Origin of the sequence: Chryseobacterium sp. (assembly GCF_041914225.1) — a bacterium.
Classification (GTDB): Bacteria; Bacteroidota; Bacteroidia; order Flavobacteriales; family Weeksellaceae; genus Chryseobacterium.
In genome coordinates this window covers 20675-35084 of record NZ_JAYSDT010000014.1, presented here as the reverse complement: position 1 = coordinate 35084, position 14410 = coordinate 20675, and the positions used below count along the sequence as shown (strand labels likewise).

Genomic DNA, 14410 nt, shown 5'->3' with positions numbered 1-14410 from the left:
TTTTATGACCTAAACTCCAATGATTTGTTAGCTCTGTTTTACTGTTTTTCAATATATTCGCTTTTTATAAAATCAAAACATGAAAAAAGCGCTTATTGCATTTTCTATAGGTATTACTCAGATTATTTCCGCACAGAACTATTCTCAATATGTCAATCCGTTTATTGGGACCGGAGGCCACGGCCATACTTTTCCGGGTGCTATTGTTCCGTTCGGAATGGTGCAGCTGGCTCCTGACACAAGGATTGACGGCAGCTGGGACGGATGCAGCGGATATCATTATTCGGATTCTGTGATCTATGGTTTTTCTCATACCCATCTGAACGGCACTGGAGTTTCAGATTACGGAGACATCATGCTGATGCCTACAATGGGAAATCCAAGCCTGAACAGTAAAGAATATTCTTCAAAGTTCTCGCATAAAAATGAAAAGGCAACAGCAGGATTCTACACTGTCAGATTAGATAAAAACAATATTGATGTCCGTCTTACCACTACCAAAAGAGTCGGCTACCATGAATATACCTTCAACAACGCAGGAAATGCCAATATTATCCTGGACCTCAACCACAGGGATAAACTTCTGGAAGGTGAGGTAAAAATCATTGATGATAAAACCATTGAAGTGTTCAGGAGAAGTGAAGCGTGGGCAACCAACCAGTATATCTATGCCAGAATTGAATTTTCAAAACCGATGAAAATTTCAAAAAAGGAAGTCAGCGGAAAACAGGAAAACAACCTTTTTACAGGAACAAAGCTAGCTCTGGCATTTTCAACCAATGTTAAAAAAGGAGAAAAGATCAATATAAAGGTTTCTGTTTCTCCCACCGGTTACGAAGGTGCAGAAAAGAATATGCTGGCAGAAGGACAGACGAAAGATTTCGACGCTGTAAGAAAACAGGCTCAATCTGACTGGGACAAAGAGCTTTCAAAGATTGAAGTGAAGTCTGATGATAAAAACAAATTAGCCGTTTTTTACACTGCTCTTTATCATGTTTTCACACAACCGAACATCAATATGGATGTTGACGGAAAGTACAGAGGCAGGGATAACAAACTTTATACTGCCAACGGTTTTGATTATTATACGGTATTTTCCCTTTGGGATACCTTCAGAGGCGCTCATCCGCTAATGACTTTAATCGACAGAAAAAGAACTGCTGATTTTATCAATACTTTTATTAAACAATACGAACAGGGAGGAAAACTTCCGGTATGGGAACTGGCCTCCAATGAAACGGAATGTATGATTGGCTACCACTCGGTTTCTGTCATTGCAGATGCTATGGCTAAAGGAATTCAGGGATTTGATTACGAGAAGGCATTTCAGGCAGCAAAAGCTTCTGCCATGCAGGATATTTTCGGATTGAATGCTTATAAACAGAATAATTATATCAGCATAGATGACGAGCATGAAAGCGTTTCCAAAACCGTAGAATATGCTTATGATGACTGGTGCATTGCCCAGATGGCAAAAATTTTAGGCAAAAAAGAAGAATATCAGTATTTCATGAAGCGTTCTCAGAACTGGAAAAATCTTTACAATCCGAAAACAGGTTTCATGCAGCCAAGAAAAAACGGAAACTGGTATGAGCCATTTGATCCGAGAGAAGTCAACAACAATTATACGGAAGGAAATTCATGGCATTACTCTTATTCCGTACAGCAGGACATTCCGGGCCTTATTGCGGCTCATGGCGGGAAAGAAAAGTTTGAACAGTTCATTGATGCTATCTTTACCGCTCCTGATAAAACCACTGGAAGAGAACAGGCAGACATTACAGGATTGATGGGACAATACGCCCAGGGAAATGAACCAAGCCACCACATTGCTTATCTGTACAATTTCGTAGACAAACCAGAAAAAACAGATGCCAAAATTAAATACATCCTTGATAACTTTTATAAAAACACGCCCGACGGACTTATCGGGAATGAAGACTGCGGCCAGATGAGTGCCTGGTATGTTTTAAGCTCAATGGGAATTTATTCTGTAACTCCAGGGTTACCGGAATGGGAAACTACCACTCCTTATTTTGACGAAATCAAAATTCACCTTGAAGACGGCACTACAAGAACAATTACAAAAACGACAGGCAGAGCTGAACTTAAAAAATTAGGGTTCGAAAACGTAAAACCAGCTAAAGATTTTAAGTATGCAGAACAGACAGCTTCACCGGTAATTGCTGCCGACAGAATCTTCGACTTTTCTACCAAAGTTGGGATCACTCCACTGAATCCAAATGACAAGGTATATTATATGACGATGGACGAAAGTGACAGTAATAAAAGAAAGACTTTTTCTACGTATAAAGGTCCGTTCTCCATTACTAAAACAACTCAGGTAATGGCTTATGCTGAAAGAAACGGTGAAAAAAGCTCTGTGACAACCGCTCATTTCAACAGAAGACCCAATTATTGGGATATTAATATCCTGTCAAAAGTAACTCCTCAATACAGTGCTACCGGAAATCTTGCTCTTATTGACGGAATCAGAGGAGATGTGAACTGGAGAAAAGGTGAATGGCACGGATATCAGGGACAGAATTTTGAAGCTATTATTGACTTTAAATCACCTCAGCAGATCACCACCCTGTCCTCCACCTATCTTCAGGACAGCAGAGCATGGATTCTGATGCCTAAAAAAGTGGAATATTACGCTTCTATGAACGGAAAAGATTTTGTTCTTCTGAAATCTATTGATAATGATATTGATCCTAAAGATGAGAAAGTTCAGATCAAAGACTTTTCTACAGAAATTCTTCCTACTGAAGCCCGGTATATCAAAGTAAAAGCCTACTATTTTGGAAAACTTCCGGAATGGCATCAGGGAGCCGGAGGTGACGCTTATATTTTTATTGATGAGATTTCTATAAAGTAAAGAAGATGGGAGAAGGGAGATGGAAGTTTCTATTTGACGAATTACTTCCTGAAGTCCGTTTGTTAGAGATTTTGATTTTTCAAAAATTTAAATGGACTAATATTAGTACTTAGGCTTTCATAAACTTCCTTCTTCCAGCATCCATCTTCCAGCAATAAAAACGCCCTTCGAAAACTCGAAGGGCGTTTTTTATGCATTCATTCTTTCAGACCATTGCAGGACTTCCGGAAGTTTGATATCAGAGAATTCTATGTGAATGACTCTTCTTTTCTTTCCGTTGGTGGTTCGGTTGGAACCGTGAAGTGTTAAAGGTTTCATCAGCATAATTCCCCCTTTTTCTACGTTGCAGATTTCTTCTGTTTCTACGGTCCAGTCGATGGTTTCTGGCCTGTAAATACCTTTTGCATGAGATTTTGGAACCACTTTCAAAGCTCCGTTATTTTCATCAGTATCATCCAGATGGATTCGGATGGTATAGATATTCTCCAAAACATTGAGTGGAGGTTGTACAGCAAACTGATTCTGTTTGGTTGTCCATGGACCGAAACTAGGGAGTTCAAGCTTTCTATCAACAGAAATCGTCAGATCCTGATGATAGGCTACATACCAGTTGGAAGTTTCAGGTTTATCAAAATAGATACTTTTAACTACAAAATATTTTTCTCCGAAAATTTCCCTAACTACTTTCCTGATATTTTCATTAAAAATAAGGTCTTTGATTTCCGGAACTTCTTTTAAAAACTGTCTTATGGCGAACAGATCTTCCGATTTTCTGAAGTTTTCTTTTGAGATATCAATATTTTGAAGAACATTGTCTATTTCTTCAAGTTCCCGCTGTGAAAACACATTATTGATAACAGCAAAGCCATATTCAAGAATATGGCTTTTATAATTTTCTAAGTGATGTAAACTCATGAATTGTTTTAAATTTTGTCTAACGGCTCGGTTAACTGTCCTTCCCATTTTGAAACCGCTGAAGTTGCCAAAGTATTTCCTAACACGTTGGTCATACTTCTACCCATGTCACAGAAGTGGTCAATTGGTAAAATCAGAGCAATTCCTTCCGGCGGTATACCGAACATGGAACAGGTTGCTACAATGATTACCAGAGAAGCTCTCGGAACCCCTGCAATACCTTTTGACGTAAGCATTAATACCAGAAGCATTGTGATCTGCTGCCCAAGCGTCATTTCGATTCCATAGATCTGAGCAATAAAGATGGAAGCAAATGTCATATACATCATACTTCCGTCCAGGTTGAATGAATATCCTAAAGGTAAAATAAATGATACTACCCTGCTGTTACACCCGAATTTCTCCAGTTCTTCAACCAGTTTTGGAAATACTGCCTCCGAACTCGTAGTAGAGAAAGCGATTAGCAAAGGCTCTTTAATTCTTTTTAAAAGGTCAAAAAGACGGTTTCCTAAGATAAGATATCCCACCAGTAAAAGGACCAGCCAAAGAACGGCTATCGCAAAGAAGAAATCTCTTAAATAAATAGCATATACTTTAAAGATTTCAAAACCATTGGTTGCCACTACGGCTGCAATTGCTCCCAATACTCCAAGCGGGGCAAACCACATGATATATCCTACCATTTTAAGGATAGCATGAGCAATAATATCAAAAAGCTTTACAACGGGTTTTGAATATTCTTCTCCTAAATTAGCCAGTGCAACTCCGAACATCACGGCAAATACAACAATCTGCAATACTTCATTGGTCGCAAAGGCTTCAAATAAACTTTTAGGAATCATATGTTTTACAAAGTCTTCCATGGAAAAACTTTTGCTGCTTTTAAGAAGCTCATCAGCAGAAGCTACATCCTGAATAGGTAGTTTTGTCACATGCCCCGGCTCCAGCCAGTTAACAAGCATCAACCCGATAAAAAGAGAAACCAGAGAAGCGGAAATAAACCAAAGCATCGCTTTTGTCCCTACTCTTCCGATCATTTTGATATCGCTCATCTTCGCAATCCCCACTACCAATGTTGTAAAAACCAATGGCGCAATAATCATCTGTACCAATCTGATAAAAACCGTCCCCAGCAGTTTTATATTTTTAGAAAAGGGCTCTGCACTGTCCGGATAGTTTACATGTACAATTCCCCCAATTCCTACTCCCAGAAGTAGTGCAATGATAATTGCTATAAAAAGTTTATTCTGTCCTTTCATATATAGTTCAATTTGCGCAAATATAATGGTTTTTCAATTGGCAGAAGATTTTCTTAATGTGGATAATTTTCACATTTCCTTCACTAAGTTTTAAATCCATGAAAATTAAAACCCTGGTTTAGAAAATCTTGTAAAAAAATTAAGAAACATTTATTGAATTTTTATTCTTTTGGTACAAATTTTATTATTACATTTGAGTGTATAACAACATTAAAATAAATATACAATATGAAAAAAACTATTGCAATGGCTGCATTAGCTGTAGCTGTATCTTTCGGTGCTATTTCTTGCAAAAAGAAAGTTTCTGATGCCGATCTTCAGACTCAGGCTACAACTATAGTAACTTCTAATCCCAATGCTTCTGTTGAAGTAAAAGAAGGTGTGGCACACTTAAGCGGTACTTTCGCAGATCAACAGTCTAAAGACGCGATGATTGCAAAATTAAAGGCAATCAACGGAGTAAAAGACGTAATGGATATGTCTACGGTAGCAGCTCCTGCACCTGCAGCACCTGTTGAAACGGCATCTGCTGTAGATCCTGCTGTTCAGAAAAAAGTTCAGGATGCGGTAAAAGATTTCCCTTCTGTAAAAGTGGAAGTTGTAAATGGACAGCTTACCCTTACAGGAAATGTTTCTGCCTTACAGGCAAGAAAAATCAAAGAATCTGTAGATGCTTTGAAAATCGGAAAATATAACAACAACCTAATCGTAAAATAATTAAAGATGAGCGAATTACAAGATAAATATTCAAGTGTAGTTTCGGCAGCACAGTCTGCAGGGATTTCCAATCTTCAGGTTCAGGAGCAGGACGGGATTCTTTATGTTTCCGGAAATGCTTCCAATACTGCAGCTAAAGACGCTGTATGGAATGCTTTAGGAGCTATTGATTCTACTTATTCTGCTTCAGATATCAATATTGATGTACAGGTTGCAGGTCTTGCTGCAGGAGCTTCTCTTACAGTAGCTACTGAAGAATCTAACCTTAACATCAGACAGGAGCCTTCTACTGAAGCTGCCGTTGTAGGTAAAGCTGCAAAAGGTTCTTCTGTAACACTTATTGAGCAGACTTCTGATGACTGGTGGAAAGTGAAAAATGCAGACGGCCAGGAAGGATATGCTTATTCAAGATATTTAAGAGCATAATTTTTATTAAAAAATAATAAATTTTCACAAAAAAAAGCCTAGAAACATCCCAACTTTGGGATGTTTTTATATTTTTACGGCTCTGAAAAAAAACTAATGAAGAAAACTCTGCTGCTATTGACTTTGATGTTCACAGTCATCATACTGCACGCCCAAAAACTACACATTGACGGAAGAATATCAGATTCTGAAAAGAAACCGATAGAAAATGCGACCGTTTATCTTTTAAAACAAAAAGATTCATCTATCGTTAATTACACAGCCACCAATAAAGAGGGAAAATTCTCTCTGAAAATTGATGAGGTAAAAGAGCCTTCCATTCTTACAATTGACGCCGACAAATTATCTTCCTATTCGAAAAAATTTGATAAAATAGATCAGTCGTTATCCCTGGGAGATATTCAGCTGGAAAAACAAAGCCTGGTGAATGCTATCGATGAGGTAAAAATTACGGTTTCTCCGGTAAAAATTAAAAAAGACACGATTGAATTTAATGCAGCAGCGATCAAAGTACGCCCGGACAGTAAAATAGAAGAGCTTCTGAAGCAGATCCCGGGTGTGGAGATCAGCAATGAGGGAAAAATTACAGTGAATGGAAAAGATGTGGATCAGATCATGATCAACGGAAAACCTTTCTTTGACAAAGATGGCAAAATCGCCCTTCAGAACTTACCTGCGGATATCATCAAAAATATTCAGTTTACCACCACCAAAACAAAGGAGGAAGAATTAAGCGGAAAAACAGCCAAATCTCAGAATACCACCATCAACTTTAATATTGATGAAAAGAAAAATAAAGGGTTACTAACAAGGCTTACCGTCGGGTATGGATCAGATAAGCGGTATGAAGCAAGCGGGCTGGCCAGTTATTTTAAAGGTGACACTAAAATAAGTTTACTGGCTTCTTCCAATAATATCAATTCCCAGGGCTTTTCCAGGGATGAGGTTTTTGACAGTATGGGAAATGGACGGAATGCCTGGATGATGCAGGGAGGATCTGTCTCAACGGTAGGAAATATGACTTATTTCACCCAGGGAGGCGGTACAAAAGGAATTCAAAGGTCTACAACCATTGGGTTAAATTACAGTGACAAACTGGGAAAAGATGCTGATCTGGATTCTTTCAGTCTGATGCATTCTGATTCCAATATGGAAACAAGATCCAAAGTTTCAAGGTCTACCCTTCTGCCCAATTATACGCTTCAGACCAATTCTGAAAGTAACGGAGAAAATGAATCCAAACAATACAGTTTTGATACTTCAGCTAAAATCAAACTGGACTCCATGACCAGTATCTACCTTTCTCCAAGATTTACAAAAAACAGCAGCTTTAATTTTAATAATTCACGCTCTCTACTTTGAATAACGGCAAGCTTCTGAATGAAAGCAATGCGTATTCAAGTAATGATTCAGAAAGTAATTCATTTAATCCTTATCTGTATTTTTCAAGAAAATTCAGAAAAAAAGGCCGCTCGGTTTCAGCGAATATAAACAGCTCCATCTCTGAATCAAAAAGAGATAACCTGAACCAGTCCCAAAACACATTCTATCAATCCGGCGGAACAACCGTAGACAACAGGGATCAGTTAGCCAGGAATAAAAATCAGAACAGCAGTTTTAATTTCACTGCCGGATATACAGAGCCTGTTTCCGATTCTTCAAGTGTAAGTTTTGAATTAAAATATGAAACCAGATCTGCCAGAAATTTGAGGAATGTAAATGATTTTGATAATACAACCGGAGATTATACTAAATTCAATCAGCTTTTATCCAACAATATGAAGCAAAGAATCAATCAGATCTCTCCTGAGTTCACGTACCAGCTTAATAAAAAGAAACTGAATTTCTGGGCTTCAATGAATCTTGACATCTCAGACATGAAAGTAAACTCTATTTATAACGGGCAGCAATATGATCTGCAGAAAAATTTTGTATTACCCCAATATAATATCAATCTTTACTATCAGCTGGGAGAAGGAAAAGTCCTGAATATTTACAACTACTCCAACTTCAATATTCCTACTGCAGAACAGCTTACTCCGTATAAAGATGAATCAAATCCATTGATTACCTATCAGGGAAACCCTGATCTGAAAAATACCTGGATCAACAATCTTTATCTGTATTTCAATAATTATAATAAAGTAAAAGACCTCAGTTACTATTTCAATATCGGTTTTACGTACAGGAATAATGACATCATTAATTTTTCCACCTATGATAACGCAGGAAAGCAGGTGATTACCTACAGCAACGTAAGCGGAAATAAAAACATCAACGCAGGCGGAGGTTTCAGCAAAACCCTGAAGTGGAAAAACAACAAGCTTACCATCAACCCGAGATTCAGTATGGTGTATGCTTACAATAATGGTTTTATAGACGGACAGGCCTTTACCAGCAACTCATACAGCCTTAATCCGGGACTTAATCTTACCTATGAAATCAAAGACAAAATGACCATCAAGCCTTCTTACAGACTTGGATACAGTTTTTCAAATTATACCAATTACAATGTAACGAATGTAAATACAGCCAATCAATCCTTAAAACTGGAGCTGACCAATTATATGCTGCAAGGCAGGCTTGTATTTGGAAACGATTTTGAATACAATACCAATTCCAATATTGCCCCGGGCTTTAAAAAGGATTTTTACTTCTGGAATACCAGTCTTGGATATTCATTCTATAAAAAGCAGTTTACGGCAAAAGTGAAGGTTTATGATGTCTTAAACCAAAATCAAAGCGTAAGAAGAACCATCACCGATTCTTATTTCGAAGACCGCGAAGATCTTATCCTGAAACGGTACGTCATGTTCTCTATCAGCATGAAGCTGAATAAGTTTGCAGGAAAAAAGACGCAATAAAGCAACACCATCCTTTTATATAATTTCTGAATAATGGCCGGATCTTTCCCGGCTATTTTTATGATAGCCTTAATTTCAATCCTAAACTCCATTACAACTGAAGACGAAAAATTCCTCTCCTTTGGAGAGGTGGCGAAAATTCAAAGAATTTTTGACGGGGTGGTTTCTTACAACAACCTTTTAAACAAGATTTACGAATAAACCTGTTTTTATTTTTAAATTAGCAGCAAATTTTTTTTATGAAAATCCATATTTCAGTATTATGTATTCTTTTTTTGATTCTTGGAAAAGCTCAGAAAACGGAACAGAAAGATACTTTCGTTAAAGACAATTTCACCAAGAAAGAATTTTATATTCCAATGCGTGATGGCGTGAAACTTTTCACCGCGGTGTATATCCCGAAAGATATATCGAACAAGAACAAATATCCGTTCCTGATGCAGAGAACCTGCTACAGCATTGCCCCTTACGGAGAAAGTGAATATAAAACAAAGGTAGGCCCCAACACGTATCTTATGAAAGACAAGTATATTTTCGTGTACCAGGATGTACGCGGAAGATATATGAGTGAAGGCACTTTTACCAATATGACGCCACAGGTAGAACGTAAAACTAAAAAAGATGTTGATGAAAGTACGGATACTTATGATACCATTGAATGGCTTTTGAAAAATGTGAAGGATAACAATGGTAAAGTAGGCCAGTTTGGAACATCATATCCCGGATTTTATACTGCTGTAGGAACATTGTCACAACACCCGGCTTTAGTCGCTTCTTCTCCGCAGGCACCAATTTCTGATTTCTGGAATGATGATTTCCTTCACAACGGAAGATTTATGCTGGGCTATTTCAGAACATTTCCTGTTTTTGGTATTCAAAAGACACAACCGGAAAAGCAGGCATGGTATATGGATTCTTTCATCAAGCAGACTTCTGAAGATGGTTTGAAATTTTACAGAGATATGGGTACCCTGAAAGACGGGTATGAAAAGTATTACAAGAATAACTTCTTCATGACAGAAATTATGAATCATACCAACTATGATGAATTCTGGCAGAAAAGAGGGCTTCTTCCCCACTTAAAAAACATCAGTCATGCTGTAATGACTGTCGGCGGATGGTTTGACGCAGAAGATCTTTCAGGTCCGCTGAACATTTATAAAACCATCGAAAAAACAAGTCCTAAAGCCAAAAATACCATTGTAATGGGACCATTTTCCCATGGTGGCTGGTCCCAGGAGCAGGGAAAACATTTCCACAGTGAAACATACTTTGGGGACAGCATTGCAACCTATTATCAGAAAAATATTGAAACTAAATTCTTCAATCATTATCTGAAAGGCAACACCAAAGAAGATGTGGGACTTCCTGAAGCACTGATGTATGACACCGGAGCTAAAGAATGGAAAGAATTTGCTTCTTACCCTCCTAAAAATGCTCAGAAAGTGAATTTCTACCTGGCGGATAAAACCTTAAAAAAATCATCAGGACAAGGATATTCGGAATATTACAGTGACCCGAACAATCCTGTTTTAAGCTCTGATCATTTAAAAGATTTCAATGGTTTCACTCCAAGGAATTATATGTCAGAAGACCAGAGGTTTGCTGTGGGAAGACCTGATGTATTAACATTCACAACAGATGTACTTACTGAAGATATCACTTTTGCCGGCGAGATCATGGCTAAACTGAATATTGCTTCCACATCTACAGATGCTGATTTTGCAGTAAAACTGATTGATGTTTATCCTGAAGATTTCAAACCTGCAGAAAAGAAAGAAGGCGTTATCTATGGAAACTATCACCAGATGGTAAGAAGTGAAATTATGCCTGCAAGGTTCAGAAATACGAAAGAAAAGGGAGAAGCTCTGGTTCCTAACCAGAAAACGGCTGTTAACTTCAGACTTCAGGATGTGGTTCATACCTTCAAAAAAGGACATAAAATCCAGATTCAGATCAGCAGTACCTGGTTCCCGCTTTTCGCGATCAACCCGCAGAAATTTATGGATAATCCGAATTTTGCCAACAAAGAAGATTACACCAAAGCATTTATTAAAGTATATGACGACAGCTCCATTGAAGCTGATGTTTTAAAATAAATTGAAAAAGCTGTTCGTTTGAACAGCTTTTTTGTTTTTGAGAACCTGAAGTTTATTTTTAGGTTTCGGCTAAAGCCAGATGGATTTGATCTTTTTGTTTAAGTAGGCTAAAGCCCACTTCTATTGATGGAGATGATAAGCGTAATCCTCTAAAGTCTGGGTAAACGGCTTGCCATTAGATAAAGCATCATTGGGACTCCTTCGGAGTGACAAACGTTATGGATAAAATTTCTCTTAAAAGCTACTCTTCAATGATTCTGAAGGTCAGGTTTACTCTGGGAGTTTTCACTTTTGTAGTGGTTGGAAGTCTGTGAAGCCAATGATCCTGGGTGGTTCCTTTCATAATCAGCAGACTGCCGTTTTCCAGAAATATTTCAACTTTTTCTTTGGTTGTTTTATGTTTAAATAAAAATTTCCTTTCTGCTCCAAAGGTCAGAGAAGCAATTGCCCCATGTTTCTTCAGGTCTGTTTCACCATCGCTGTGGTAGGCCATGCCTTCGCTTCCGTCATGGTATAAATTAAGCAGGCAAGAATTGTAGGTTTCACCTGAAACTTCTTCGCATTTTTTCTTCAGTTCCAGTAATTCGGGAGTCCAGAATCTGGCATATTTTGTTCTTTTTGAATACGTATATTCAAATGCTTTCTCTCCAAACCAGGCTACTTTTCTTTTGGTTAAAATCAGTTTCCCAAAGATTACAGCTTCATCATTCTCCCATGGAATCTGATTGAGCAGATATTCATAGTAAAAATCTGATTGTTCTTTGGTGAAAACCTTTCCATAATAATGAACGGTTCCGTCATGCGGAAGTATGTTGAGTGGATAATCTGATATTTCTTCGAAAAGGCTCATCATCATTTTATTTTTTTTCATTAAACACAAATTACACTAATATTTTTCACAAATGACACGAATTTTTGCATCAATAGAAAAGGACTTTAGCCAAAACTTACTAACATGTTTTATTTCACGAATAGATACGCGATCCTTCCCAACCTACAATAAGCTGTTTTCTTTCACTTCCCCATCGGTAGCCACCGAGATGTCCTGTAGACTGAATCACGCGGTGGCATGGGATAAGAAATGCAACCGGATTACTTCCAATGGCTGTTCCTACTGCTCTGGATGCCTTAGGATTTCCTATTTTTTCGGCTAAAGTGCCATAAGTAGACAGTTTACCCATCGGAATGGTCAGCAAGCTTTCCCATACTTTAAGTTGAAAATCGGTTCCTTTTAAATGTAATTTTATCGTATTGAGTTGGGTCCAGTCTTTATCGAATATAGACAGTGCATTCTTCTGAAGAGCATCCTGCTGCTCAATAAAAGAAGCATTAGGGAACTTTTGCTTCAGTTCCCCGAATGCTTTTTCTTTATCGTCTTCAAAAGCCATATAGCAGATCCCTTTTTCTGTAGAAGCTACTAAGATATTTCCGAAAGGGCTTTCGGAAAAACTGTAATGAATATTGAGGCTTTTTCCTCCGTTTTTATATTCTGCCGGAGACATTCCTTCTATCTTCACAAACAGGTCATGAAGCCTGCTGGTGCTTGAAAGTCCTGTCTCATAAGCGGTATCAAACAAACTTGCTTTTTCTTCCTTCAATAAATTTTTAGCATGTTCAAGGCTGATGAACTGTAAAAATTTTTTCGGACTTGTTCCTGCCCAATCTGTAAAGATCTTTTGAAAATGGGCCGGACTCAAGTGAATATTCTCTGCCACTTCCTCCAAACTTGGCTGAAGCCTGAAATTGCTTCGGATATACTCTATCGCTTTGGCAATTCTGTTATAATCTATCTGACTTTGTGTGGACATTGTATTATGATTTTACCTCACAAATTTCCAAAGAATATACGGCAGAAAAAATCCGATTCTTGCGGAATATTAGTTGTTGTTATAAATATCGTAGTAAGCAAGCATTTTGTAATATAACTTCGCAGATAAGAAAGCAGTTGGCTTAGCCATTGGAGAATCCATTAACTCTACAATGTCAAATGCTACAACGTTACATTTTTCAAATACTTTTCTTAATAATTCAAGTGTTGGATACCATTGTAACCCACCTGGCTCAGGAGTTCCAGTAGATGGAGCAATAGAAGGATCGAAAGCATCCAAATCAATCGTGATATAAACATTTCCTGATACTTTCTCCAATACATCATTGATCCAGTTCTCATTGTTCGCGATTTCGTGAGCAAAGAATACTCTTCCTTCCGGCAAGTATTGTGCTTCCTCAGCATCCATAGAACGGATTCCCACCTGTACTAGATTATGTTTCTGGTTAGCTTCAAAAACCGCACAAGCATGGTTTGAAGTAGAACCGTGAAACTCAGGACGTAAATCTGTGTGGGCATCTAATTGCAGAACCGTTAAATTTTCAAATTTTTCGCCTACCGCACGAATAGAACCGATAGAAACAGAGTGTTCCCCGCCAAAAAGAGTAAATAATTTACCTTCATTATTCAAAAGCTCTTTGGTTTTCTGATAAACGGCTTCCGTCATTGCTTCCGGAGAAGAATTTTCAGACACTTCTCCTGCTAAGTAAACTCCCTGAAGGTAAGGTTCTGTCTGTGTTTCGATATCATAAAGCTCCATATTTTCAGAAGCGTTTAAGAATAATTCCGGACCTTTATCAGCTCCTTTACCCCATGTTGAAGTTCCGTCATAAGGAACAGTTACCAACATTACTTTCGAATTCTCTAACGTTGCATTTTCCTCGGGAATTCCTGCGTATGTTTTCATATATAATTATTAATTAAAAAATTAAATGATTGAAAGATTAAATGATTCCACAAAGATACGAAGAGTTTATGAGTTGAAAGTATTAGAGTCTTATGGTTTAAAAATAGAGTAGGAAAATGCAAAAATGGATATGTACTTTTAATTATAAGTTCTATAAATTATCTTTACTCCATTGCATCACCCCTTTTAAGAGTTCGGAAAGGGTTTTTCCTTTTTCTGTTAGCTCATACTCCACTTTTGGGGGAATTACAGGATAGGAAATTCGTTTAATAATATTCTCTTGTTCCAGTTCTTTAAGTTGCTGTGAAAGCATTTTTTGTGTGATTCCATTTATGGCTTTATCCAATTCACTAAAACGCATTGTTACATTTTCCAACAATAACCATATAATTACAGGTTTCCATTTACCACCAATTTTATTCATAAAAATGGTAATGGGGCATTCATTAGCTTCATCATATTTTTTTTCCATTTTTTCAATTTAATAATTATTTGATTTACAATATTTCTGTAT

General features: G+C 37.5%; 12 protein-coding genes. 6 read left to right on the top strand and 6 right to left on the bottom strand.

What is annotated here, in order from left to right:
- The first annotated feature begins 79 nt into the window (after nucleotides 1-79).
- A complete protein-coding gene (locus ACE3RB_RS08510) occupies nucleotides 80-2881 on the top strand; it encodes a GH92 family glycosyl hydrolase (protein ID WP_374463835.1) in 2802 nt (933 codons plus the stop codon).
- 189 nt (nucleotides 2882-3070) lie between these two features.
- On the opposite strand, the gene ACE3RB_RS08505 is transcribed toward ACE3RB_RS08510, so the two are convergent.
- Entirely contained in the window at nucleotides 3071-3796 is a 726-nt protein-coding gene (locus ACE3RB_RS08505) for a phytanoyl-CoA dioxygenase family protein (RefSeq protein ID WP_374463834.1), read from the bottom strand.
- Nucleotides 3797-3804: 8 nt separating this feature from the next.
- Complete coding sequence (locus ACE3RB_RS08500) at nucleotides 3805-5055, bottom strand: dicarboxylate/amino acid:cation symporter (protein WP_374463833.1); 1251 nt, start codon at nucleotides 5053-5055, stop codon at nucleotides 3805-3807.
- A 228-nt stretch (nucleotides 5056-5283) separates the two neighbouring features.
- On the opposite strand from ACE3RB_RS08500, the gene ACE3RB_RS08495 reads away from it, so the two are divergent.
- From ACE3RB_RS08495 to ACE3RB_RS08475, 5 genes are all read left to right on the top strand, one after another.
- Nucleotides 5284-5772, top strand: coding sequence for a BON domain-containing protein (locus ACE3RB_RS08495; RefSeq protein ID WP_002977195.1), 489 nt, complete (start codon nucleotides 5284-5286; stop codon nucleotides 5770-5772).
- Between the two features lie 6 nt (nucleotides 5773-5778).
- Entirely contained in the window at nucleotides 5779-6198 is a 420-nt protein-coding gene (locus ACE3RB_RS08490; protein WP_202838807.1) for an SH3 domain-containing protein, read from the top strand.
- Nucleotides 6199-6294: 96 nt separating this feature from the next.
- Complete coding sequence (locus ACE3RB_RS08485) at nucleotides 6295-7560, top strand: hypothetical protein (RefSeq protein WP_374463832.1); 1266 nt, start codon at nucleotides 6295-6297, stop codon at nucleotides 7558-7560.
- Nucleotides 7557-9062, top strand: a complete 1506-nt coding sequence (locus tag ACE3RB_RS08480) for an outer membrane beta-barrel protein (protein ID WP_374463831.1) — start codon at nucleotides 7557-7559, stop codon at nucleotides 9060-9062. The genes ACE3RB_RS08485 and ACE3RB_RS08480 overlap by 4 nt, the downstream gene beginning before the upstream one ends.
- Nucleotides 9063-9301: 239 nt before the next feature.
- On the top strand, nucleotides 9302-11161 hold the full coding sequence (locus ACE3RB_RS08475; RefSeq protein ID WP_374463830.1) for a CocE/NonD family hydrolase: 1860 nt from the start codon (nucleotides 9302-9304) through the stop codon (nucleotides 11159-11161).
- 241 nt (nucleotides 11162-11402) lie between these two features.
- Here the strand turns inward: ACE3RB_RS08475 and ACE3RB_RS08470 are convergent, their stop codons facing one another.
- From ACE3RB_RS08470 to ACE3RB_RS08455, 4 genes are all read right to left on the bottom strand, one after another.
- On the bottom strand, nucleotides 11403-12011 hold the full coding sequence (locus ACE3RB_RS08470) for an alpha-ketoglutarate-dependent dioxygenase AlkB (RefSeq protein WP_374463884.1): 609 nt from the start codon (nucleotides 12009-12011) through the stop codon (nucleotides 11403-11405).
- 115 nt (nucleotides 12012-12126) lie between these two features.
- Complete coding sequence (locus tag ACE3RB_RS08465) at nucleotides 12127-12969, bottom strand: bifunctional helix-turn-helix domain-containing protein/methylated-DNA--[protein]-cysteine S-methyltransferase (protein ID WP_374463829.1); 843 nt, start codon at nucleotides 12967-12969, stop codon at nucleotides 12127-12129.
- 69 nt (nucleotides 12970-13038) lie between these two features.
- Complete coding sequence (speB, locus tag ACE3RB_RS08460) at nucleotides 13039-13896, bottom strand: agmatinase (protein ID WP_002977181.1); 858 nt, start codon at nucleotides 13894-13896, stop codon at nucleotides 13039-13041.
- A 151-nt stretch (nucleotides 13897-14047) separates the two neighbouring features.
- Nucleotides 14048-14368 (bottom strand): winged helix-turn-helix transcriptional regulator, encoded by a 321-nt coding sequence (locus tag ACE3RB_RS08455; protein WP_374463828.1) that lies wholly within the window; start codon nucleotides 14366-14368, stop codon nucleotides 14048-14050.
- Nucleotides 14369-14410 lie beyond the last annotated feature (42 nt).